A 22,042-nucleotide genomic window follows, 5' to 3' on the forward strand; every position below is an offset into this window, starting at 1 on the left:
ATAACGGCCTATGTCTCAATTAGCAACGGATCTGATCAAGCTCAATAACCTGCAACTGGCCGGGAAACTCGTCAGCGATGAGTTGCTGCTGGGTATTCACGCCAGCAAGCGATCCGGCTCGGGGACGGAATTTGAGCAGTACCGGCACTACGAACCCGGCGATGATCCCCGGCGCATCGACTGGAAATTGTACGCCCGAACCGATAAACACCTGGTCCGGGAATCGGCCACGGAAAGCAACCTGCAAATCCGGTTTTTGCTGGATTTGTCCGGGTCAATGAATTATACGGAAGAGGGCGTCAGCCGGTTGGCGTATGCGAAACTTCTGTTGGCTTCCCTGGCGTATCTGGGCTATCGGCAGAACGATCAGATGAGCTTGTACGCCCTGCAAAATGGGGGCCTGCAAACCCTGGTTCCGGCGGGCAAGCAAGCTTTTCAACGGATATTATTCGCGCTGCAGAAAGCCGAAGCATCGGGGCAATGGCTACCGGATCAGGTGCGTTTTCCGGAGTTTCAGCAGAAACAAAAGGAGTTGTTCGTGCTGGTTTCGGACTTTTTGCAGGCCAATACCGAGTGGCTTGACCTGATTAAAACCGTCGCCAGTCCCCGGCGGGAAATTGTTATTTTTCAGATATTGGGTCAGCAGGAAACCGATTTTAACCTGAGCGGTTTTTACCGCTTTAAGGATTTGGAAACCGGCCGGGAGATGGAAGTGCAGGCTGATACAGTCCGGGCAATATTTCAGCAATCGGTTTCTGCGTATCTGGAAAAACTGGAGACGGAATTAGCCCTGCCCCACGTTCATTTAATTCGGATAAACCTCAACGAGCCGGTTGCCCGGGCGTTGAAAGATTTTCTGACCAAGCGGAGAGTTTAATGGAGTTGTTACAACCGTTCATGTTGTGGGGGGCAAGTGCCGTCGCTATTCCGGTAATCCTGCATTTCTGGCACCAGAAAAAAGGGAAAACGCTGGATTGGGCCGCCATGCGCTGGTTGCAGGAAAAAGATCAGCAGCAACAGCGGGGCTTCCAGTTCGATAACCCCTGGCTGTTAGCGCTGCGGTGTCTGCTCCTGGTTTTACTGGCGGTTTTGTTGAGCCAGCCAGTTTTTCGCTGGTTGCGGCCATCGCCGGCGGTTCAGAAAATTCATTTGGTGCAACCCGAGAAAATAGTGGTTGACAATTTCCGGTTTGAACTGGAGGAGGCCACCCGAAGAGGAGAAGCGGTTTACTGGATCGATGGCAGCACCGAATTGGTGAAAAAAACGGATGGATGGCCCGACCAGCCGCTATTTAGTCCGGCTTTGCTGCAATCGGTAATCAACCGTTTGCAGAAAGAAAATACGGAGTTGAACCTTTATTTAGTGAATGATTCGCGCCTGGCAAACGCTCCTTTTATTCGGGTTCCTGATACCTATCAATTGCACCTTGTTCCGGATTCGGTAAGCCAACCGCTTCGAAATTATCTGGCATTTTCGGATGGGAAAAAGACCTTTGTCAACCTGTCGAATCGCCTGATTACCGGACAGGATTTAGACCCGGCTGCCCGCTTTTTATCAGCGCCCATCCATACGGATTCCCTAACGGTTTTGGTCCGGTTTAACGATAAGATAGAACAGCAAACCGTGTCGGCGGCCCTGGATGCTTTATCGGAAGTGTATTCGCTGGATATTCAGCAGGAACAACGGGAAAATCCGGCAAAAAAATACGACTGGATTCTAACAGACACGGACGTTGTAACGCCCAAACCGGAAACGTTTTATGTCATTTCGGGAACGCCGAAGGTGCAGACGGTTTCCAATGTGATCTATGTCGGAGAAACGTTTAGCCCCCAGCGTACCGAACGGGTTCGGAATGGTCAGTTACCGGAATGGCTGGGTGAGTTATTGATCGCTTATTTTAGGATGAAACCCGAAAAAACGGAGCTGAGTCCCGAGCAGTTAAAAACCGTATTTGTTGCCACAGCCCGGCCGGATCGGCAGCAACCGGAAGCGGATCGTAACTGGGTGTTGATCGCGCTGGTGGTGGTGACGGGCGTGGAGCGCTGGGTAGCCTTGAAGAAAAACGCATGAACGAACTGAAACGTAAATTGTCGGCGCTCATTTATCAGCTCATTGCGAATGCGCTGCTGAAAAGCCTGCTGCTGGGAATGGCGGTTGGTTTGGGGGCCGGCCTGGCCGGCGCTCCGGCCGGTTTTGCCGCGTTGGCCGGGGCCGTTGGGTTTGCCGTCGGGGCCTGGTATACGGGGCTTTTTCAAAGTAAAAAGCAACAGGCAATCTCCATCCTGCACCGAACCCTTGGCGAGGCCGAATACAGTTTGCCGCTTCTGGAAAAACAGGAATTGAACCTGGCCGAACAGCTCCAGCTGGCCCGCCTGAATGAGCGAATTCAAACCATTCACACGCCGTTTAGCCAGTTCTTTTCGGTGATTTTTTCAAAAACCGGGTTCTATGCGACACCGGTTCTGGTGATACTGGCGGTTGCGTATGTTATCCCGTTGCTGCCTACGACTGACCCGGTTCTGAAAAAAATGACCAATGACAGGTCGGCTGCTGCAAAGCCAAACCGGTTGTCGATACCGGCATTTCAATCGGCGGTTTTACGGGTCCAACCACCCGCCTACACGGGTCTGCCCACGAACGAATCGGCGGATTTAAATGCCGTAGCGGTCAGTGGATCGCAACTGCGGTGGCAGGTTACCTTCAGTGATCCGGCCCGTCTTTCCGTTCGCCTGGCTAATAGCCGGGGTGAAGAACGGGCGTTTAAAAAAAACGCATCGTCTTTCGAATACCGCGATCAGTTAATTAGCTCCGGGATTTATGCACTGAAAGCCTACTGGAAAGCCCCCCGTGGAAACGATTCGCTGGTCTACCAGTCGGATTTTTACCGGCTGGAAGCGCAACCCGACTTGGCGCCCAAAATTCAGCCGGACTCCAAAGAAATATACCAGTTTCATTTCCTGAAGGATGATAAAAACCTGCGGGTTTCGGCCCGAATATCAGACGATTTTAAGGTGCAACAGGCGTATATTATTGCTACGCTGGCGCGCGGCTCCGGGGAAAATGTAAAATTCAGGGAGGTCAAATTCCCCCTGCCACAAACTCATTTTAAAGACGCGCAACTTGCCAAAACCATTGATTTAAAAGCCCTTAATTTTGCGCCGGGCGACGAGCTGTATTATTACTGGGCCGCCATTGATAATAAACAGCCGGAGCCCAATTTTGCCAAGTCGGATACCTATTTTGTGGTTTATAAAGATACCGCCAAAGTGGAAGAAGCCGAACTGGCGACGATGGCCGTCAACATTATGCCGGAGTATTTCCGGAGTCAGCGGCAGATTATTATCGATACCGAAAAACTGCTGGCCCGGAAGAAAAAAATCTCCGCCAAAGAGTTTAAAAGTATATCCAACGAAATCGGGTTTGATCAGAAAGTTTTACGGCTGCGGTACGGGCAATATTTAGGCGAAGAGTTTGAAAATTCGATTGGAGGCCACGACCTGGCCCCCGAGGGCAATGTGCTGGAAGGCTTTATCCATAAACACGATACCGAGGAAGAGAAAAACGAACCAAAGCCCTTTGCTTTCAAACAGATCGAAAAGGCGGAAAGTCAGCAGAAAAAGGAGTTGCCGGCGCCCGGTCAGCACGATCACGGGCACGAAGCCGGGAAACCGGGCGCTGAGAACAGCGACCCCGTTGCGGCTTTGATGGAGCAGTATATCCATTCGCACGATGACGCGGAAGCCAATACTTTTTACGAACAATCGACGCGGAGCCTGTTGAAAATGGCCCTCGAACAGATGTGGCAATCGGAACTGCATTTGCGGTTATACGAACCGGAAAAAGCGTTGCCATTTGAGAATAAAGCGTTGGTTTATCTGAAAGCCGCGCAGCACAAAGCCCGGACGTTTGTTAAGAAAAGCGGTTACGATCCGCCCCCTATTAAAGAGAAAGAAACCCGGTTAACCGGTGAATTAAAAAAAGTGAATACCGGCTTTACTCAGGAACGTCATTATGACCCGGTTCGCACGGAAAAACTCGCGGCTGATGTGTTGGGCTACCTGGATTTAAAAAGCCTGGATCCGCACCAGAAAAGAAGCGTCCGGCAACTGAGTTCGTTGCTAACAGTCGAACTGGTAAACAGTAGTTTATCCAACTGGTCCACAGTTGCGATCTTGCAGAAACTGGGCGACGGAAAAGCGCTTGCGAAGGCAGAAAAAGTGACATTAAAAACCAGATTGTACGCGCTAACCCGGGTTTCGGCTCCCAACAAAACCGGCTCCTACGCCAGTGAGCGGAAACTGGAACAAGCCTTTTGGAAGCACCTCAAATGACCGTATTCAACCATTTCCTCTTTTCATTTCGTTCATCCGATCCCCTGCACTGGATGCTGGCCATACTGCTGGTGGCGCTACTCTTCATTCAGGTCTGGCTGATTGTGGGAAACAGGGGGATTTCGCGTCGCAGAAAGTGGATTCGGGGCTTCCTGAATGTCGGACTGTGGCTCGTACTGGTCAGCTATTTCCTTCGGCTGGAATGGAACGTTCCGCATCGTTCGAAGGCGGTTTTGATCGCCGATCCGGATGTGCCGTCCGGTTTTCTGAACGAGTTGAACGATAGCCTGCGCCTAGAACGGATGGTTCGGGCGACTGCCTTTCAGTCATCGACGTTCAGAAAACAACTGGTTGACGGTTCCATTGATTCGGTCACCCTGGTGGGAAGCGGTTTTTCGCCCGATGCGTTAGCGCAGCTGAGCCGACAAACCGTACGCTGGATTCCGTACAGCCCGCCCGACCGGATTCAGTTCTGGCAGTGGAAGGGGATCGTTCGAAAGGGCGACCTGCAAACCGTTCGCGGGTCGATCCAATCGTCGCATTCGCAGCGGCTTAAACTCCGGTTCGGTGAACAGACGCTCGATAGTTTAACGATCCCAATGGGGTATTCGACTTTCCAGTTGCAGTTTCCGGTTTTTTCGCAGGGACGCACCGAGGTAGAATTGGTCCTCGACCAAAAACCGCTGGATACGCTCCGGTTTTTTGCCCGGAAGCCGGAGCCGGTTACGTACCAGTTTCTACTGGATTATCCGGATTTCGAAAGCAAAACGCTCGCGGACTGGCTGGGGAAAAAGGGTAATTCCGTCCAACTGATTTCGCGCGTTTCCAGAGACATCAGCAACCGTGTTCAGATCAACCGGGCTGCTGCCCCGGACGTCCTGATTACAGACCCGGGTAACGTGACGAATCCGGCGGTTAAGAAGGCCGTTGCGCAGGGAAAACCGGTCTTATTGATAAACAGTTCGGACCCGGAAGCGGACAGCAAAACTCTCAATCAGGCGCTGGGAACCCGCTGGCGGGTGAAGAAAATCGCCAACGAAGCGACGGTTTCTGTCGGGAATGGGTTGCAGGCATTGCCGTTCCAATTCGTTGAGGCTCCGAATCAGTTTGCGGTTTGGGGCTATCCCGTTGCGGTTCAGAAAACAACGGCGAACATCGGTTTTAGTCTGCTGAGCGAAACGTATCCGCTGAAATTGAGTGGTGATACCCTGGCCTACGACCGAATCTGGACGGCGATTCTGGCAGAACTGCAACCCGGTTACACCAACAACGTTCAGGTCGATGCGCCGGTTTTTGCGGGGCTTCGGACGGTGGTTCGGTTCAATAACCTGATGGCGAAACCCCCGTCTGTCCGGCTGGGCCAGGAGCCGATTCGGCTGACCTATTCGGCGATCAACGAGTTGTCGGCCGAGCTTTCGTATACCTTTGGTCGTTCGGGCTGGCAGTCGCTACAGGATTCGCTGGAAATCTACGTGGATTCGCCGGGGCGCAAAACCAGTTACGGCAATCCGCTGCTGGGGGCGTATATGCGGGCCCGGTCGATTGAAACGGAAGTTGCAAAAGCCGCGGTTCTGCGCTCGCTTTCCGTTCAAATACCGGACTGGGGCTGGTTTCTGCTATTCCTGGGTTGTTTAACGCTGCTTTGGCTGGAACCAAAATTTAGCATTTGACCTCTCATAAAATTCCAGTAGCTTTGTGGCTGTTTTTGGTCTTAAATCTAACGTACAATGCCTTATCTATTTACCTCAGAGTCAGTCTCTGAAGGACATCCCGACAAAGTTGCGGATCAGATTTCCGATGCATTGATTGACCACTTTCTGGCGTATGATCCGTCCAGCAAGGTTGCCTGCGAGACCCTCGTTACAACCGGTCAGGTCGTTTTGGCGGGCGAGGTAAAAACCAATACATACCTTGACGTTCAGAAAATTGCGCGCGAAGTCATCAAACGAATTGGATACACCAAGAGTGAATACATGTTTGAAGCCAACTCGTGCGGAATCCTGTCGGCCATTCACGATCAGTCGGCGGATATCAACCAGGGGGTTGAACGTTCCAATCCCGAAGATCAGGGGGCGGGTGACCAGGGGATGATGTTTGGCTACGCGACCAACGAAACCGAAAACTTCATGCCGCTGCCGCTGGATCTGGCGCACAAGATTTTGCAGGAACTCTCGTATATCCGTAACCACGAATCGGATATTCTGACGTATCTGCGGCCCGATGCGAAGTCGCAGGTGACGATTGAATACAGCGATGACGACAAACCGGTGCGGATTGACACCATTGTGGTTTCGACACAACACGATGATTTCGGTACGGATGCGGTGATGCTGGAGCGGATTCGCGAAGACATCATCAACATTGTAATTCCGCGCGTGAAGGCGAAGCTGAAACCGGACTTGCAGGCGCTTTTCACCGACAATATTACGTATTACATCAACCCGACGGGCAAGTTTGTCATCGGCGGCCCGCATGGCGATACCGGTTTGACGGGTCGTAAAATCATTGTAGATACCTACGGGGGCAAAGGGGCTCATGGCGGGGGCGCCTTCTCCGGGAAAGATCCTTCGAAAGTAGACCGTTCGGCGGCTTACGCGACGCGGCACATTGCCAAAAACCTTGTGGCAGCCGGTTTGTGCGACCAGGTGCTGGTGCAGGTTTCCTATGCGATCGGGGTGGCTAAACCCTGCGGTTTGTACGTGAACACCTACAACTCCGCCAAAGTGGACATGACCGACGGCGAAATTGCGACCAAAATCGAAGAACTGTTCGATATGCGGCCGTATGCCATTGAGCAGCGCCTGAAACTGCGCAATCCGATTTATTCAGAAACCGCAGCGTACGGACACATGGGCCGCCAGAACCAGGTTGTGAAAAAAGTTTTTGGCTCGAACGGCAGTACGAAAGAAGTCGAAGTCGAACTCTTTACGTGGGAGAAACTCGACTATGTTGATAAAGTCAAAGAAGCGTTTGGGCTCTAAAACCTGCGGGTGGTCCATCGGTTGAACCAAAAAAAGCCGTCCTGAAAGGACGGCTTTTTTATTGAGGAACGAATTGGTTAGTACTCGAGGTCTTCATTCAGAACGCCCTCTTCCACCAAATCCCGCGACTCTTTGATCTGCTGCGCGGAAATATTACGTTGTTTATCTTTATGACGTTTTAACTTGTTTTTGAGTGTGTCGATCACCATATCGGTTGCTTCTTCGAACGTGGTACCCTGTTGACGAACGAAGATGGAATCTCCCGGCAAAAACAGTTTAACTTCAAAAACTTTCTGTTTGATTTTGCTGGTATCGCTCCCCTCCAACCTCAAATAAACCTCACCGCTAATAATCCGGTCGTTGAAGGTGTCTAATTTGTCGAGCTTCTTCTGAATGAAGTCCAGCAACTTTTGATCTGCCGTAAAATGGACGCAATGAATTTGAATTCTCATACGTGTCGCATGGTTTAAAGTTAAACAAGGAACCCATGGACTACCTAAGTTTGGAAATCCTGTTGACAGAAGCAAGAGGGTGCACGAAATATCCAACTTAGGCAATTGTCCAATTTTGTACGAATGCTTACTCACGATTCAAAACCAACATTTATCGTACCAACCGTCATCTGCGGTAATGCAAAAATTCTTCTTATTATCTAATTTGACAATCTGATAAATCAGCAATCAGGGCTGATTTTTGTCATTTTTTGGCATAAATTACGTATTGACCACCTCGCCCCCATTCACGTGCAGGACCTGGCCGGTCATATAGGACGCATCCTCCGACGCCAGGAAAACAAAGGCCGGAGCGACTTCCGCCGGTTGCCCGACGCGTTCCAGGGGCGTGTCTTTTCCAAACTCCGCCACTTCTTTTTCGGTTTTGGTCGCAACAATCAGCGGGGTCCAGATGGGGCCGGGTGCTACCGCGTTGACCCGGATGTTGCGCTCCACCAAATGTTGCGATAACGACCGCGTTAATGCCGTTACGGCCCCTTTGGTCGAGGCATAATCGACCAGTGCCTTGCTGCCCCGGTACGACACGACCGACGTCGTATTGATGATGCAATCGTAGGCTGTCATATGAGGCAATGCCTGCCGGATCAGCCGAAACATGGCCAGAATATTCAGCTCGAAGGTCTCGATCAGTTGCTGGTCCGAAATCGCCGTAAACTCGCGCTGTTCGACATGGTTGGCGGCATTGTTGACCAGGATGTTGATGTGGTGGTATTCGGCAATGACATGATCAACTGCTTGTCTGATAAATGACGGGTTTCGCAGGTCCCCGGACAGGAGCAGACAACGCCGTCCTTCGGCTTCTACCAGCCTTTTGGTCTTTTCTGCATCGCCGGTTTCGCGCGGGTGGTACACGATGGCAAGGTCGGCCCCTTCGCGGGCAAAATGCACCGCGACGGCCCGGCCAATACCGCTGTCTCCGCCCGTTATCAGGGCGATTTTATCCTGTAATTTTCCGCTGCCGACGTAGGTATCGCGGATGTAAATGGGTTGCGGATGCATCAGTTCTTCCAGCCCCGGCTGCTCGTTCTGGTGCTGGGGCGGTGTTTCCTGTTCTAGATTCATGAGGGTAGGCAGTTTTCAGGCGTTGATAATTGTTCCGCCGTTGGGATGGAGGGTTTGACCGGTTACATACGTGGAATCATCAGAAGCCAGATACACGTAGGCGGGGGCCACTTCGCTGGGTTGCCCGGGGCGTTTCATCGGTACATCCTTTCCAAACTGGGCTACTTCCGGGGCACTGACCGACGCGGGATTCAACGGGGTCCAGATAGGACCGGGCGCGACTCCATTGACGCGAATCTTTTTGTCCGCCAGATTCGACGACAACGCCCGGGTAAAGCTCATAATGGCACCTTTCGTGGCGGAGTATTCGGGCAGGTCAGCGCGGCCCTGGTAGGCCGTAACCGAGGTGGTGTTGATGATGCAGTCGCCTGCCTGGAGGTGTTTGAGAGCCGCTCGGGTCACCCGGAAAAAGGAGTAAATGTTGATTTCGAACGTTTTGACCAGGTCATCGTCGGTCATATCCTCAAATTGTTGGTGCTGCAACTGAAAACCGGCGTTGTTGACCAGAATGTTCAGTTTGCCAAACCGCCGGACCGTATCGTCGACGATTTGCTCACAGTATGAGGGGTTGCGCAAATCGCCCGGCAGGAGCAAACACGGCTGGCCTTCCTTTTCTACCAGGGCTCTGGTTTTCCGGGCATCTTCTTCTTCGCGGGGTGTATAGGAAATGGCAATCTGGGCCCCTTCGCGGGCGAAATGCACCGCGACGGCCCGCCCAATGCCACTATCTCCTCCCGTGATCAACGCCACTTTTCCCTTCAATTTCCCCGACCCGACATACGTATACCGAATTACTTTCGGCTGCGGGTCCAGCTCGCTTTCCAGACCCGGTTGTATGTCCTGATGCTGGGGTGGAATTTTCGTTTCCATACCGTTTCGTTCGTTGTTGAGTAAATCAGAAAGCTTGAATAGACAAAGGAGATGAGATAGAAGACAAGAGAAAATAAAACGCTGGTTCACAAACCTGATGGCCTTTTACGTCTCTTCTCTCATATCGCACCTCCCTGTCTATAAAGAACAACCTAATCCCGGTGGAATGGGTCGAATTCTATTATTAAACGGGACAATTAAAAAACCGGACACTGGTCAGTATCCGGTTTTTAGAAGGTAATCTATTCGATTTCGGCGGTTTTCGGGTCTGCTACGACGTAAGGGATTCCCAGATTTTCCCGAAGACCTCAACGGCCTGAAGCGGTTTTCCGGTGGCTAATCCTTTTTGGGAGGAAACGAAAACCGGGTGGTAGTCAACCGGCGTACCGACGCGCCCGTGTGAGCCTTTGATCAGGGTCGCGTCCAGCGGAATGACGTTCATCAGGTACCGGAATCCCAGCTTTTTCCGGAGCAGTTTATAACCGGCTTTGAGCTTGATCATCGGATTGGCCGGGTCCATAAACATCTCGACCGGATCGTACCCCGGTTTGCGGTGAATATCGACCAGCCGGGCGTAGTCCGGGGCTTTCGCGTCGTCGGTCCAGTAATAGTAGGTAAACCAGCTTTCGGCGTCGGCCATGACTACCAGATCACCCGCCCGCTCGTGGTCGATGTGATGCTCCTTTTTTCCGGCTTCGTCGAGAATCCGTTCAATACCGGCGGTTTTTTCCAGAATGGAACGAACCTGGGCCGCGCAGGAGGGGTCGTTGATGTAAATGTGAGCCACCTGGTGATCGGCCACGGCAAACGCCCGCGAGGCTCCCGCATCCAGCAATTCCAGCCCCTGCTCGACCCGGACATTGATCAGTCCGGCTTCACGGAACAGGCGGTTCAGGTGGATCGGGCGGCTGACGTTCGTGATTCCGTACTCCGAGAGAAGGATGATTTCCGTACTTTGCCGCTCGTAATGCTGAATCAGGTCGCGCAAAACCGCGTCGATTTCGTGTAGTTCCTTCGAAATGTTGCTGAAATCGGTGCCGAACTTCTGGAGGCAGTAATCAAGATGCGGTAAATAAATCAGTGTCAGCGTCGGATCGTGCCAGCGATCCACCAGCAGCGAGGCATCGGCAATCCAGCGGGTTGATTTGATGTTGGCGTTCGGTCCCCAGAAGCTGAACAGCGGAAACGTACCCAGTGCATCCTGCAAACGGTCGCGCAGGTCGGACGGGTGGCTGTAGCAGTCGGGCGCTTTGACACCGTCGGCGTGGTATTGCGGACGCGGTGTGACCGAAAAATCGGCGGAGGAATACATGTTGTACCACCAGAACATTTTGGAAACCGTAAACGACGGATCCAGTTGCCGGGCGCGTTCCCAGATTTTCTCCCCGCCCACCAGTTTATTCGACTGTTTCCAGAATTTGATTTCGCAATCGGTCCGGTCATACCAGCCGTTGCCGACAATGCCGGTTTCGGTGGGCCATTTTCCCGTCACGTAAGTCGATTGAACCGAGGTCGTGACGGCGGGCAGCATGGGTTCGATGGTCGAAAGCTGCTTACCGGAAACCCATTGTTTCAGAAAGGGGGTGTGTTCGCCAATCAGCGAGGACGACAACCCCACCACATCAATTACGACGGTTTTTTTCATACTTGCGAATAGCCCTGCCAGGTCGTTACGACGGTTACAGGTTAATTTTATGCAAAACCCACTCCAATTCCCGGCCGATGGAATCGTTGAGCCGCAGTTTCAAATCTTCGGGTAAGACTTCCCACGTATACGTTTCTACTTCCAATTGCTCCGTGAAGGGGTTAGCCTGCTGCAGACGAAGCACCTCACGAATATCGTCCTGCGTGGATTGCAGCAAACCGTAATCGTTCACAAATAACGGAACGTGAAAATGCGACCGCCATTCGACGTGGTTTTGATCAAAGGCCAGCAGTGCTTCGGGCAAATCCGGAAACCGCAGCAAATCACCGGTCGAATTCCGGGCGACGACCTGGTGCAGGTAGGTTGGTTCGTTGAATTGCCGGAATTGGTCCAGAACCGCTTCCCGGCTATTTTCTTCAACCGGAAACGTAGCCTTCAGGGCCGCGCTGATCTGGATTTTGCCGACGTTCAGATTATTGTCATTCAGCTTTTTAAGGACTTCTTCCGGCCGTTCGTAGCCCACGGCAAAGTGACAAACGTCGTAGCACAACTGCACGTGTTCGCGCAAAGCCGCTTCGCATTCGCTGGCCGAAAAACCGAACTCATCGTTGAGCCGCTCGATGCCGATCGGCAACAGATACAGATTGAACCAGTCGATAAATTCGTCGGCGGTTTCGAGCAGACCATCGGGCTCGGGTTCCAGATCGAGGTGGAGGCTAATGCCTTCCTGCTGTTTGATCCGAACCAGTTCTTCCACCACCGTCATCAACCGCTGGGTGGTTGCTTCAAACGCCAGATCGCGCTCGTCCGGGTTGTCCCACCGGAACCAGTAGCGGTAGGAAAGGGGCGAGGTCGAAATACCGGCCCGGGTCAAGCGGTTTGCCCCTTTGGGCAGCAGCGCGGCCAGCAACTGGAAAAGCCGGATGGTGTAATCGACTCGTTCGGCCGTCCGCCAGTCGGGCGCGTGCACCTGGTCTTTGACGCGGGTGTGGTGAAAACCGCCGTACGGAAAACCGTTCATCGTGAAGACGTAACAGTCATTGTCGGTCAGCCATTGCTGAAACTCCCGCAGGCGTTCGGCCTGGGTCAGTTCCTGACTCGCCACGTTCGACAACCGCAGGCCGATCCCGAACGGCGCGTTGGGCGAAAGTTTTTGTTTGAGGGCTGGAATGGCCTGCTGGAGCGCGGTAAAATGCTCCGGCCAGTGTTCGCCCGCGTGAATATTGGTGCAGTACCCGAGATGTCCCAGTGCGGTTTTCATACGGGTTGCGTTTCGTTCTCTTTCAAAATGCCGATCGCTTCACGAATCCGGTTCGGGTCCATTTCGTGCACCTCCACGCCCTTGCCAATGGCTTTTAGCAGCATGATGGTTAACCGACCGCCGAGGTGTTCCCGGAATTCGTTCAATCCTTTCAACACGCCATCGCCGTCGAGCGCCGGGTGAAACAAGGAAAAACCGAGAATTCGTTCCAGGTTCAGAATCCGGTTGGTGTCGGCTTCGCTGAGCCAGCCCATCCGCTGCGAATACACGCTGTCGAGGGCAATGCCGATGGCAACGGCTTCGCCGTGGCGGACCTCAAAATCCGTGAGTTGTTCGAGCTTGTGGGCGCTCCAGTGACCAAAATCAAGCGGTCGCGACGATCCCATTTCGAATGGATCCCCACTGGCGATATGGTTCAGGTGCAGCTCGGCGCAGCGGTGAACGAGGTACTGCATGGCCTCCAGATCGCGGGCGGCCAGCTTTTCGGCGTTGTCCTCCAGCCAGACAAAGAATGCCTGGTCTTTGATCAGGGCCACTTTAATGGCTTCGGACATGCCCGACCGCCAGTCGCGGTCGTCGAGGGTAGCCAGAAAATGGGCGTCGTTGAAAACCGCCGTCGGGGGCGCAAAGGAACCCAGGAAGTTTTTCTTGCCCCGGTAATTGACCCCGTTTTTCACCCCGATGCCCGAATCGTTCTGCGACAGAACCGTCGTCGGAATGCGGAGGTGCCGGATGCCCCGGTGCGAAATGGCGGCCACGTAACCCACCAGATCGAGGACGGAACCGCCCCCGACGGCGACCACGTACGAATGCCGGTCGATGCCGTAACGATCAACGGCCTCAACGAGCTGATCGACCAGCAACGGATCGTTTTTGGAGCCTTCACCACCGGGAATCACGATCAGATCCGGGATCAGGTCAACAATCGAAACGCGGGAAAAATAGGTTTTAATCTGGTCGGGCAGTTCGGGGTGAGCCGTCGTAACGCCCTCATCCAGAATAAATAAAAGCTTTTTGCGAAATCCTTCGGAATGGTGTTTTTGCAGGAAATCAAGTAAGGTCGGGTTAGTACTTTCAAACAGACGATCGGAAAAGTAGACATCGTACGTAAACCGAACGCTGAACGACTGATGAAGGGTGTTCATTCCTCGCAGATAATGATGATAAAATGTAAAGATACTGAAAAAACAAACCGGACGGTTTGTCTTCTAGAACAAGCAATTAACCGGAAGCGTTCGGCTAGGTGACGGCAAATACTTTTGCCAGCAACCGCGACAGGGGAAGGAGACAAACCACCAGCATGGCCAGTGGAAAGGAAGCAAAGGCCGCGACCCAGGCCGCATTCATGACAATCAGCGATAACACACCGGCTTTGACGGCCAGGCCGATGTTGCGACCCTGCGGTTCGCGAATGGCCCGCCAGAGGGGTGGGAAAATGAAGGAGCCAAAAAGAAGTAAAAACGGAACGGCGGTGCCCAGCTGGCCCCGCTGGTGCGCAATGGCTCCGATGCTACCAATAACAAGGCCGTACAGCAAACCGGCAATTCGCAGAACACCGGCATTCCCTCCGTGTACTTCGCCCCGGCTAATCATCGTGATGGCGGCAATGTAAATAATGGGAATGATGCCCAGGAAGGCCCAGGTCGATAGCAGTTCGGGGAAAATGCTGATCCCCAGGGCCAGATTAAGGCCCCGGCACAAGCCCATGTTGAGCGGGCCGAGAATGGCGCTATGCTTGCCGTATTTGTCGTACACCAGCGATGCGATTGTGATCGCTACCGAAAACCAGCCTGCCGTTGGGTTCACCAGCCAGGCGGCTACGATTCCGATTGCGAATAAAAAAACGCCCAGTAGCGTGGCCGCCCGCAGGCTGACCTGGCCGCTCGGAATAGGCCGTTCGGGCCGTTCGACAGCGTCCAGCTCCGCATCGAACACATCGTTGAATACGACGCCCCCGCCGTATAAGCCAACCGTTGACAAACATAACCAGCCAACCGGGGCCGGATCAGCGTCGGGAATAAGGAAATACCCGGCAATGGCCATTCCGGCTATGACATCGGCAACGGCCGTGACCAGGTTCGCAGGGCGGGTTAGGCGAAGAAGCGGAAGCAACATGGGAGCGAATGATGCCTGATCCAGGAGGAATGAGTGTGCATCAGCTCCATTCCTCCTGGATCAGGCATCACTTATTTTATGATCGTTGAAGATTTGTCGACCCGGGGAGCCTGGCCACCGCGAAGAACGGAGCTGCCGTTGTAGCGCTGGCTTTGGTCGATGTCGAGTGGTTGGTCGAGGTCTTCGAGGCTGAGCTGGCCGCTCTGGGCGAAGGCCGTCACGGCATTCTGAAACGTTACAAGCCGGATGGTTTCGTCGGCAATGCCGCGTTCTTTCATCAGGGCTGCGGTTTTGGGCAGCGCCAGCGGATCGCTGATGCCCCAGTCGGCTGCCGAGTTGATCATGATGTGTTCCGGTCCGTATTGTTTGACGACCTCCACCATCCGTTCGTTGCCCATTTTGGTAAACGGATAAATGGTAAAACCGGCCCAGAAGCCCCGATCCAGGACTTCCTTCACGGTTTCTTCGTTGTTATGATCGACAATGACCATGCCGGGGTCCAGCCCGTGTTCGATGGCAATATCCATGCTGCGGCTGGTGCCCTGCTTTTTGTCGCGGTGGGGGGTGTGAATCTGCACCGGCAGATTGGCCTCCTTCGCCAGTTCCAGCTGCGCCCGGTAGTATTTTTCTTCTAGCGGGGTTTGGTCGTCAAAACCGATTTCGCCGACGCCCACCACGCCTTCTTTATAGATAAACAACGGCAGAATTTCCATGACCTGCTCGGCCAGGGCTTCGTTGTTCGCTTCTTTCGAATTCAAACCGATGGTGCAGTAATGCCGGATGCCGAACTGCGACGCCCGAAACCGCTCCCAGCCCACCAGACTGGCAAAATAATCCCGGAAGGAATCGACGCCTGTGCGCGGCTGGCCGAGCCAGAAAGCCGGCTCGATGAGGGCCACAATGCCGGCGTCGGCCATGGCCTGGTAATCGTCGGTGGTGCGGGAGGTCATGTGCACGTGCATGTCGAAGAACTTCATGCCCCGGATGCTCTCTAAAAAACTCATGATATTGTCGGGTTGTAAAAAAACAAAGGTAGCTGGCCCGCGACCCAGTTGCAAGTGATGGACCGAACGATTCCGTGGCCGGAGTGATTAGAAAAGGATTAAGAACCGTTCCCTTTTTATCAAAACCGAAAGGAAAAACGTTTAGTTAAGTAGGAGCGATGTATGGAGCATCGACTACTAAAATAAGTTGTACTATTTCGTTAGTTAATTATGAAACCCATATTTCGGATTCTGCTGTGGGTAGCAATAGGCGGAGGAATAGGAAGTGGAATCAGTTCCTGCCGCCCCGACGCCCTGAGCGACCTGACCCCGGAAGATAGTCAGGTGTTTATTACGAACCGCGATCAGTCGGTCAATTTTGCCGCGTATAAAACGTTTAGTCTGCCCGACTCGGTGGTGCAGATTTCCAACGACCAGGCCCAGCTTTCCAATACCGGTCTGGAGCCGCCTTTCCTGAACCGGCTCGCGCAGGAACTGACCAACCGGGGGTACCAGCGGGTCAGCCGGAAGGATAGCGCCGACCTGGGGGTGGCCGTAATGCTGGTCAACAACAGCTACGTGGGCGTTAGCTCCATGCCGTTTTCACCCTATTACCTCGATTACTGGGGCTACGGCGGACTGGGTGGCTGGGGCGGCTACAGTCCGTATTACCCAAGCTATTATTCGTTTTACGAAGTCAGTGACACCTACTGGCTGATTCAGGCCATTGACCTGAAACATCCGAATACGACCGATAAGGAGCTGAAGGTGGTTTGGCAGGCCCAGATTCGGGGGAACGGTATTTTCGATGCCGCTTCAATCGATTCCATCCTGACCAGGGTATTCGAACAATCGGCCTATTTACGGGCTAATCAATAAGAAAGAGGGTAGACACGGGAGGAAAGAAAAAAGGTATTGATCTTTTCTTTCACTTCTCCGGTCTTTGATCGACAAAAAGCCATGAGTAAAAAGATCATATTTAGTTTGATCGGACTGGTTTGGGCACTGGGAGCGGTTGCGCAAATCAGTCCGGATGAAGAAAAGTCGTATCAATCGTCGCTCTACCGCCAGTTTGTATCCGGGCGGGCGACGGTTTTTTACGGGGCTGCGCTGCCGATGGGCAGTCAGCAGAACTATATTGACAAAGCCGGAAGCCGGAGTTTTGCCCTGGCCTTCGAAGCCATGTTTCCGGGGCGGTTTTCGGTGGGGGGCCGCATCGGTCAGCAGTATTTCAGCCAGCGGTTACCCCGGCAGGTGTTCTCCTTCCCGGACGGAAGCGATATCTCGGCCGTCCAGACCCGAACGCTGACGCTCGTTCCCCTGCTGGCTATCGGGTCGGTGTATCTCAACGATGTCAATTCGACGTTCCGGCCGTATTTGCAGCTGGGCGCGGGGGGCGCTTACGTCGATTATACGCAGTATTACGGTACGCTGGCCGATCAGAAAACCGGCATCCGGGCGGCTCTGGCCCCAGCGGTCGGCGCGAAGTTCCAGTTTGGCAAAGGCAATAATCTGGGCGGGGAGATTCAGGCGCAGTACCAGAACGTATTTTTCAAGTACAACGAACTGAACAACAGTACGAACCTGCTGCTTTCCGTCGGCTTGTCGTACCGCTGGCTCTAACCGTATCCACGGACTTTAGTCCGTGCTTTAGGTGCCTGATAAGTTGGCAATTTCAAAAAAACACGGGCTAAAGTCCGTGGGTACGGAATAAGTTCTCCAGTTCGGCTTTATTGGACTCCGTCACGAACGGTTTTACCAGCGTCCAGAGTTCGGGGTGGATCGTGCGTCCGGCAGCCTGGCGTTCGTGCGCGTAATCGATGACAATGCGCGCGAGTCGCTCGTTGGACCGTTCCCGGAAACCGATGATCTGATCGACGGGCAGGTCGCAGAAAAAGGCTTTCATAATCAGTTGATTCCAGGCCGGTTCGTCCAATTGTTCCGACGCATACGGGTTGCAGACCATCAGGGCTTCCTGCACCGGGCTCATGTTACTGCGTACCGCTTCGGTGGCCAGAAACCGCCAATGTTCCGGAAACTGCAAAACGGGCAAGGCGGAATACAGCGCCACCAGTTCGTTTATTTCGGCCCCTTTGAACAAATTCTCAATCGTGCTGGTATAGGCGGTTTGATCATTGGCCGGTAGCTGGAGCAACCACCACACCCGCGCCAGCCGGTCGAGTGTCCAGCCGTCTACGGTAAAACCGGGTCGCAGTGTCTGAATTTCCTGCGCCGTAGCGGGCGGAACCTCGATGAGCGATTTGCCCACGAAGCGCGGTAGGGCCGTAAAAACGCGGTAAAAGGTGGCCGTGGCCGGATTTTTTGGGTAAGCGTCGGCCTGTTGCGTCAGGTAGGTGACGGCTTTTTCGGCGTTTGGCTGCCGCTGAATCAGGTCGAGCAGGGTGTCGGAAAGGGCTGTTGCATTCATGCGGTAAAGGTAGCAAGCAGATCGACTCCCGCCAACTTACCCGGCCTTCGGATGCGCCTGGTTGTAGGCTTTCTTGAGCTTGTCGATGGTGGTATGCGTGTAGATTTGCGTGGCCGCCAGACTACTGTGCCCCAGCAAATCCTTGATGGCGTTCAGGTCGGCTCCCCGGTTGAGCAGGTGCGTCGCGTAGGTATGACGCAGCACGTGCGGGCTTTTCTTTTCCAGCGTCGTAACGAGGCCTAAATAGCGCTTCACAATCCGCTGAATCAAAACCGGGTAGGCTTTTACGCCCTGATCACTCAGAATCAGGTAAACCGGGTCGGCTTTGGGGCCAAATTCCGTTTCCTTTGCTTGCTGGTATTGCTGAATAAGAGTGAACAGCGGATTCGGCACCGGAATGATGCGGTGTTTGTTGCGCTTTCCCAGTACCGTGATGGTTTTCTCGTAGAGGTTGACGTCGGCTACTTTCAGGCCCACCAGTTCGGCCAGCCGGATGCCGGTGCCGTACAGGAACTCAAGCACCAGTTTATCGCGCAGGCCCTTGAAATCGTCCGGAAAATCGACGTCGTCCAGCAGGGTTTCCATTGGCTTTTCTTCCACAAAAACCGGGATTTTTTTGCTGGTTTTCAGCGCCGATACTTTCAGCATCGGATCGGCAGCAATAGCCTTCCGGCGGAGCAGAAAACCGTAAAAGCTCCGCAAGGTCGCAATTTTCCGGTTGACAGAGGTTTTGTCCAGCCCATTTTCCACCAGACTGACAATCCACGACCGGATTTGGTGGAAGCTGGCGGTTTCGGGTTGTTCCAGTTCGTACTCGCTTTTCAGGTACGCCTGAAACTGGTCCATATCAGTGCGGTAGGCCGTGAGCGTGTGGTGGCTCAGGCGTTTTTCGTAGCGGATGTGTTCAAGGAAAAGCGCAACCATAAAACCGTCAAGCAGGAAGAAGAACCAAGATAGCATAAAAAAAGCAGTAAGCCTATGCCTACTGCCAACCCATGCTGTCGCCGAATGTATGCTACAACTTATGCTTCACTGTTGCTGCCGTACATTTTTTCACGATAAACCGCTTTCAGGATCTCCTGACGACGTTTGATCGACGGTTTCTGGAAGGCAGTCCGGGAACGCAAGGCACGCAATACGCCGGTTTTTTCAAATTTCTTCTTAAAGCGCTTCAGGGCTTTATCAATGGATTCGTTTTCTTTGACGTTTATGATAAGCATATTCTGCTATTCGTTAATTTTCTGATATCAAACGGATTGCAAAGATAGGCTTCTGAAAAGAAAAATCCAATAGTTTTGCGTGAAATCATTCACATAGAGAGGAGGGAACTGGATGAGCTGGATACTGGCTGGTTGGATACTGGATGCTGGATATTGGAACTAGAAAGGCAATTTGATAATCCTTTACGGTTTTCCTTGTATTATAAACAACTCAATCATCTACCATCAATATCCAATATCCAGTATCCAACCAGCCAGCATCCAACCATCCAGCATTCATGAAACAAGCGGTTATCGATCTCGGAACGAATACTTTTCATTTAATGATTACGGGCGAGGGGCAGACGCTCTTCCGGGAAAGTCGGCCGGCTAAAATTGGGAAATTGGGGATTAATCAGGGTGTAATTACCACTGAAGCTACCGAGCGGGCGTTAACGGTTTTGCGGTATTTCCGGTCAGTGCTTGATCAGCACGGGATCGCAGCGGAGCAGGCCGTTGCCATCGGAACGAGTGCCATCCGTAATGCGGGCAACCAGACGGACTTTATCGAACGGGTGCGCCAGGAAACTGGGATTGTCATTCGCTCCATTTCGGGTGAGGAAGAAGCGGGTTACATTTACGCGGGAGTGCGGGCGGCTGGTGCGCTGGACGATCAAATGGCCCTGGTGGTCGATATCGGTGGAGGGAGCGTCGAATGTATTCTTGGGACCCGGCAGCGAATTTACTGGAAGCAGAGTTTTGAAATCGGGGGGCAGCGGCTGCTGGAACGATTTATGGACACCGATCCGATCAGTCCGACGGCGATCCGCCGGATGAACCGGTTTTTTCAGGAGCAGTTGTTAACGCTTACCAATGCCATTCATCAGTATGCCCCGACGGTACTGGTCGGTTCGTCGGGTTCGTTCGATACGCTGATCGATATGCAGTATATGCACGAACTAGGGCAGTGGCCGGAGGCCGGGCAGACGGCTTTTCTTCTGCCCATCAGCGAGTTTTATCGTTCGTACGAATTGCTGCTGACCCGTAACCACGCCGGGCGGATGCAGTTGCCGGGAATGATCGAACTGCGGGTCGATATGATTGTGGTGGGCGTTTGCCTGATCGACTATCTTTTGAAAACGTACGGGATCCGGCAAATCCGGGTTTCGACCTATTCGTTGAAAGAAGGCCTACTGGCGGAGCTATCAGCGCTCCAAAACGGAAAAATTTGATTTTTGACGTGCTTCCGGAAGCGGGAGTTTGTATTTTAGTGAGTTTTTTATCCCAAAACGTCAAGTACTAATGGCCATAGAAAGAGAACGGTCGTATACCTGGGAAGATCCGATGCAGGGCGCCCAGGCTGCTAAACAAATGTCCGGGTTAGAATACCTTCAGAGCATTCTGAATGGTGAAAACCCGTTGCCGCCCATCTGCCAGACGCTGGATTTCGACCCGGTGGCGATGGAGGAAGGCAAGGCGGTTTTTGCCGTCATCCCATCCGAATTTCATTACAACCCGATTGGCGTCGTCCACGGCGGATTGCTGAGTACGCTCTGCGATTCGGCGATGGGCTGTGCCATCCATACCAAACTGGCGGCCGGTGTGGGGTATACCACGCTTGAACTCAAAGTGAATCTGGTGCGGCCCGTGACGGCCAAAACCGGCAAACTGATTTGCACGGGCACGGTCATTCACGTAGGCCGGAGCGTGGCCACCGCCGAAGCCCGGGTCGAAGACGAGCAGGGAAAGCTCTACGCCCACGCGACTTCAACCTGTATGATATTTCAGTAAAAGGAGAAAGGAGGAACGGTTTTCTTTCCTCCTGTCCTTTCATTTCCGATGAATCGTCGTGGCGGCAGCCTGAGCGGACGCCAGAATCGTCAGGTCAGCAATGGTGACGTGGGGTGGGGCTGTCACGGCGTAGACTACGGCATCGGCGATGTCGCTGGCCGTCAGGGGCGTAAAGCCTTCGTATACCTTGGCCGCCCGCGCTTCATCGCCTTTGAAGCGGACCATCGAAAACTCGGTTTCGACCGCTCCCGGTGCCACGTTGGTAACCTTAATCCCGTGCTGGGTCAGGTCCAGCCGCATCCCTTCGCTCAGGGCTTCGACGGCGGCTTTCGAAGCACAATAAACACCGCCGTTGGCATAGGTTTGTTTGCCGGCAATTGAACTGATGTTGACGATATGCCCGTGCCCGCGTTCCACCATGCCCGGCGAAATGGCTCTTGTAACGTACAGCAATCCTTTGACGTTACCGTCGATCATGGCGTCCCAGTCGTTGACGTCGCCTTCCTGAATAGGCCCCAGACCGTGGGCATTTCCGGCATTGTTGATGAGAATATCGACGGTTTTCCAGGCATCAGGCAAGGAACCCAGGGCGGTTTCGACCGCCGACCGGTCGCGAACGTCAAACGTCAGGGTGTAGCATTCCGTCTGTTGGCCGAGGGTCTGTTGCAGTTCGTCCAATCGCTCCTGGCGTCGTCCACACAAAATCAGTCGGTAGTTCAGTTTGGCAAAAGCGTTGGCAATGGCGAGACCAATGCCGGAAGTGGCACCGGTAATCAGAGCTGTTGGGGTCATGTTGGAATCATTAAACGTTGGCGAATTTGGTGTATAAATACATGCTCATTTGGATAAATCAAAGTCCACCCG

General features: G+C 53.3%; 21 protein-coding genes. 9 read left to right on the plus strand and 12 right to left on the minus strand.

Features of this window, described 5'->3' with window-relative positions; translation table 11 throughout:
* The first annotated feature begins 10 nt into the window (after positions 1 to 10).
* From ACFPMF_RS25075 to metK, 5 genes are read left to right on the plus strand one after another with little or no spacing between them, the layout of a single operon-like run.
* On the plus strand, positions 11 to 877 hold the full coding sequence (locus ACFPMF_RS25075) for a DUF58 domain-containing protein (protein ID WP_379850324.1): 867 nt from the start codon (positions 11 to 13) through the stop codon (positions 875 to 877).
* A complete protein-coding gene (locus ACFPMF_RS25080) occupies positions 877 to 2,070 on the plus strand; it encodes a BatA domain-containing protein (RefSeq protein ID WP_379850326.1) in 1,194 nt (397 codons plus the stop codon). Before ACFPMF_RS25075 ends, ACFPMF_RS25080 begins: the two co-directional genes overlap by 1 nt.
* Positions 2,067 to 4,331 (plus strand): hypothetical protein, encoded by a 2,265-nt coding sequence (locus tag ACFPMF_RS25085; protein ID WP_379850328.1) that lies wholly within the window; start codon positions 2,067 to 2,069, stop codon positions 4,329 to 4,331. The genes ACFPMF_RS25080 and ACFPMF_RS25085 overlap by 4 nt, the downstream gene beginning before the upstream one ends.
* The gene (locus ACFPMF_RS25090; protein ID WP_379850330.1) at positions 4,328 to 6,001 is read left to right on the plus strand and encodes a type 1 periplasmic-binding domain-containing protein; all 1,674 of its coding nucleotides are present in this window, start codon (positions 4,328 to 4,330) and stop codon (positions 5,999 to 6,001) included. Before ACFPMF_RS25085 ends, ACFPMF_RS25090 begins: the two co-directional genes overlap by 4 nt.
* Before the next feature lie 57 nt (positions 6,002 to 6,058).
* Complete coding sequence (metK, locus tag ACFPMF_RS25095) at positions 6,059 to 7,312, plus strand: methionine adenosyltransferase (RefSeq protein ID WP_379850332.1); 1,254 nt, start codon at positions 6,059 to 6,061, stop codon at positions 7,310 to 7,312.
* A gap of 77 nt (positions 7,313 to 7,389) precedes the next feature.
* Here metK and ACFPMF_RS25100 read toward each other — a convergent pair whose 3' ends face one another.
* From ACFPMF_RS25100 to ACFPMF_RS25135, 8 genes are all read right to left on the minus strand, one after another.
* On the minus strand, positions 7,390 to 7,764 hold the full coding sequence (locus ACFPMF_RS25100) for an HPF/RaiA family ribosome-associated protein (RefSeq protein WP_379850334.1): 375 nt from the start codon (positions 7,762 to 7,764) through the stop codon (positions 7,390 to 7,392).
* A gap of 261 nt (positions 7,765 to 8,025) precedes the next feature.
* Complete coding sequence (locus tag ACFPMF_RS25105) at positions 8,026 to 8,886, minus strand: SDR family oxidoreductase (RefSeq protein ID WP_379850336.1); 861 nt, start codon at positions 8,884 to 8,886, stop codon at positions 8,026 to 8,028.
* A 15-nt stretch (positions 8,887 to 8,901) separates the two neighbouring features.
* Complete coding sequence (locus ACFPMF_RS25110) at positions 8,902 to 9,756, minus strand: SDR family oxidoreductase (RefSeq protein WP_379850338.1); 855 nt, start codon at positions 9,754 to 9,756, stop codon at positions 8,902 to 8,904.
* A gap of 271 nt (positions 9,757 to 10,027) precedes the next feature.
* Positions 10,028 to 11,401: an alkaline phosphatase family protein gene (locus ACFPMF_RS25115; RefSeq protein WP_379850340.1), complete on the minus strand. Its 1,374-nt coding sequence runs from the start codon at positions 11,399 to 11,401 to the stop codon at positions 10,028 to 10,030.
* Between the two features lie 34 nt (positions 11,402 to 11,435).
* Positions 11,436 to 12,662, minus strand: a complete 1,227-nt coding sequence (eboE, locus tag ACFPMF_RS25120; RefSeq protein ID WP_379850342.1) for a metabolite traffic protein EboE — start codon at positions 12,660 to 12,662, stop codon at positions 11,436 to 11,438.
* Positions 12,659 to 13,807, minus strand: coding sequence for a 3-dehydroquinate synthase (locus ACFPMF_RS25125; RefSeq protein ID WP_379850345.1), 1,149 nt, complete (start codon positions 13,805 to 13,807; stop codon positions 12,659 to 12,661). The genes eboE and ACFPMF_RS25125 overlap by 4 nt, the downstream gene beginning before the upstream one ends.
* 94 nt (positions 13,808 to 13,901) lie before the next feature.
* Positions 13,902 to 14,777, minus strand: a complete 876-nt coding sequence (gene eboC / locus ACFPMF_RS25130; protein WP_379850347.1) for a UbiA-like protein EboC — start codon at positions 14,775 to 14,777, stop codon at positions 13,902 to 13,904.
* A gap of 71 nt (positions 14,778 to 14,848) precedes the next feature.
* On the minus strand, positions 14,849 to 15,781 hold the full coding sequence (locus ACFPMF_RS25135) for a TatD family hydrolase (protein WP_379850349.1): 933 nt from the start codon (positions 15,779 to 15,781) through the stop codon (positions 14,849 to 14,851).
* A gap of 210 nt (positions 15,782 to 15,991) precedes the next feature.
* Here ACFPMF_RS25135 and ACFPMF_RS25140 point away from each other — a divergent pair, with 210 nt between their 5' ends.
* Together ACFPMF_RS25140 and ACFPMF_RS25145 are read left to right on the plus strand one after the other, a co-directional pair.
* Positions 15,992 to 16,639 (plus strand): DUF4136 domain-containing protein, encoded by a 648-nt coding sequence (locus ACFPMF_RS25140; protein WP_379850351.1) that lies wholly within the window; start codon positions 15,992 to 15,994, stop codon positions 16,637 to 16,639.
* 81 nt (positions 16,640 to 16,720) lie between these two features.
* Positions 16,721 to 17,383, plus strand: a complete 663-nt coding sequence (locus ACFPMF_RS25145; protein ID WP_379850353.1) for a hypothetical protein — start codon at positions 16,721 to 16,723, stop codon at positions 17,381 to 17,383.
* A 67-nt stretch (positions 17,384 to 17,450) separates the two neighbouring features.
* On the opposite strand, the gene ACFPMF_RS25150 is transcribed toward ACFPMF_RS25145, so the two are convergent.
* The 3 genes from ACFPMF_RS25150 to rpsU form a co-directional block, all read right to left on the minus strand.
* Positions 17,451 to 18,188 (minus strand): EboA domain-containing protein, encoded by a 738-nt coding sequence (locus ACFPMF_RS25150; protein WP_379850355.1) that lies wholly within the window; start codon positions 18,186 to 18,188, stop codon positions 17,451 to 17,453.
* Positions 18,189 to 18,224: 36 nt separating this feature from the next.
* On the minus strand, positions 18,225 to 19,148 hold the full coding sequence (locus tag ACFPMF_RS25155; RefSeq protein ID WP_379850357.1) for a tyrosine-type recombinase/integrase: 924 nt from the start codon (positions 19,146 to 19,148) through the stop codon (positions 18,225 to 18,227).
* A gap of 62 nt (positions 19,149 to 19,210) precedes the next feature.
* Positions 19,211 to 19,408: a 30S ribosomal protein S21 gene (gene rpsU / locus ACFPMF_RS25160; RefSeq protein WP_038120545.1), complete on the minus strand. Its 198-nt coding sequence runs from the start codon at positions 19,406 to 19,408 to the stop codon at positions 19,211 to 19,213.
* Positions 19,409 to 19,686: 278 nt separating this feature from the next.
* Between rpsU and ACFPMF_RS25165 the strand changes: the two genes are divergently transcribed.
* On the plus strand, positions 19,687 to 20,619 hold the full coding sequence (locus ACFPMF_RS25165; RefSeq protein WP_379850360.1) for a Ppx/GppA phosphatase family protein: 933 nt from the start codon (positions 19,687 to 19,689) through the stop codon (positions 20,617 to 20,619).
* A 70-nt stretch (positions 20,620 to 20,689) separates the two neighbouring features.
* Positions 20,690 to 21,178: a PaaI family thioesterase gene (locus ACFPMF_RS25170; RefSeq protein WP_379850362.1), complete on the plus strand. Its 489-nt coding sequence runs from the start codon at positions 20,690 to 20,692 to the stop codon at positions 21,176 to 21,178.
* A 39-nt stretch (positions 21,179 to 21,217) separates the two neighbouring features.
* Here ACFPMF_RS25170 and ACFPMF_RS25175 read toward each other — a convergent pair whose 3' ends face one another.
* On the minus strand, positions 21,218 to 21,970 hold the full coding sequence (locus ACFPMF_RS25175; RefSeq protein WP_379850364.1) for an SDR family NAD(P)-dependent oxidoreductase: 753 nt from the start codon (positions 21,968 to 21,970) through the stop codon (positions 21,218 to 21,220).
* Positions 21,971 to 22,042: the final 72 nt, after the last annotated feature.

The organism is Larkinella bovis (assembly GCF_042655385.1).
GTDB lineage: Bacteria > Bacteroidota > Bacteroidia > Cytophagales > Spirosomataceae > Larkinella > Larkinella bovis.

Bases quoted from the DNA above. Each gene is read 5' to 3' on its own strand.
- ACFPMF_RS25145 (WP_379850353.1), top strand. From the start codon at position 16,721: ATGAGTAAAAAGATCATATTTAGTTTGATCGGACTGGTTTGGGCACTG.
- rpsU (WP_038120545.1), bottom strand. From the start codon at position 19,408: ATGCTTATCATAAACGTCAAAGAAAACGAATCCATTGATAAAGCCCTG.
- ACFPMF_RS25150 (WP_379850355.1), bottom strand. From the start codon at position 18,188: ATGAATGCAACAGCCCTTTCCGACACCCTGCTCGACCTGATTCAGCGG.
- ACFPMF_RS25100 (WP_379850334.1), bottom strand. From the start codon at position 7,764: ATGAGAATTCAAATTCATTGCGTCCATTTTACGGCAGATCAAAAGTTG.
- ACFPMF_RS25085 (WP_379850328.1), top strand. From the start codon at position 2,067: ATGAACGAACTGAAACGTAAATTGTCGGCGCTCATTTATCAGCTCATT.
- ACFPMF_RS25105 (WP_379850336.1), bottom strand. From the start codon at position 8,886: ATGAATCTAGAACAGGAAACACCGCCCCAGCACCAGAACGAGCAGCCG.
- ACFPMF_RS25075 (WP_379850324.1), top strand. From the start codon at position 11: ATGTCTCAATTAGCAACGGATCTGATCAAGCTCAATAACCTGCAACTG.
- ACFPMF_RS25170 (WP_379850362.1), top strand. From the start codon at position 20,690: ATGGCCATAGAAAGAGAACGGTCGTATACCTGGGAAGATCCGATGCAG.
- ACFPMF_RS25090 (WP_379850330.1), top strand. From the start codon at position 4,328: ATGACCGTATTCAACCATTTCCTCTTTTCATTTCGTTCATCCGATCCC.
- ACFPMF_RS25175 (WP_379850364.1), bottom strand. From the start codon at position 21,970: ATGACCCCAACAGCTCTGATTACCGGTGCCACTTCCGGCATTGGTCTC.
- ACFPMF_RS25140 (WP_379850351.1), top strand. From the start codon at position 15,992: ATGAAACCCATATTTCGGATTCTGCTGTGGGTAGCAATAGGCGGAGGA.
- eboE (WP_379850342.1), bottom strand. From the start codon at position 12,662: ATGAAAACCGCACTGGGACATCTCGGGTACTGCACCAATATTCACGCG.
- eboC (WP_379850347.1), bottom strand. From the start codon at position 14,777: ATGTTGCTTCCGCTTCTTCGCCTAACCCGCCCTGCGAACCTGGTCACG.
- ACFPMF_RS25110 (WP_379850338.1), bottom strand. From the start codon at position 9,756: ATGGAAACGAAAATTCCACCCCAGCATCAGGACATACAACCGGGTCTG.
- ACFPMF_RS25165 (WP_379850360.1), top strand. From the start codon at position 19,687: ATGAAACAAGCGGTTATCGATCTCGGAACGAATACTTTTCATTTAATG.
- ACFPMF_RS25115 (WP_379850340.1), bottom strand. From the start codon at position 11,401: ATGAAAAAAACCGTCGTAATTGATGTGGTGGGGTTGTCGTCCTCGCTG.
- ACFPMF_RS25135 (WP_379850349.1), bottom strand. From the start codon at position 15,781: ATGAGTTTTTTAGAGAGCATCCGGGGCATGAAGTTCTTCGACATGCAC.
- ACFPMF_RS25155 (WP_379850357.1), bottom strand. From the start codon at position 19,148: ATGCTATCTTGGTTCTTCTTCCTGCTTGACGGTTTTATGGTTGCGCTT.
- ACFPMF_RS25080 (WP_379850326.1), top strand. From the start codon at position 877: ATGGAGTTGTTACAACCGTTCATGTTGTGGGGGGCAAGTGCCGTCGCT.
- ACFPMF_RS25125 (WP_379850345.1), bottom strand. From the start codon at position 13,807: ATGAACACCCTTCATCAGTCGTTCAGCGTTCGGTTTACGTACGATGTC.
- metK (WP_379850332.1), top strand. From the start codon at position 6,059: ATGCCTTATCTATTTACCTCAGAGTCAGTCTCTGAAGGACATCCCGAC.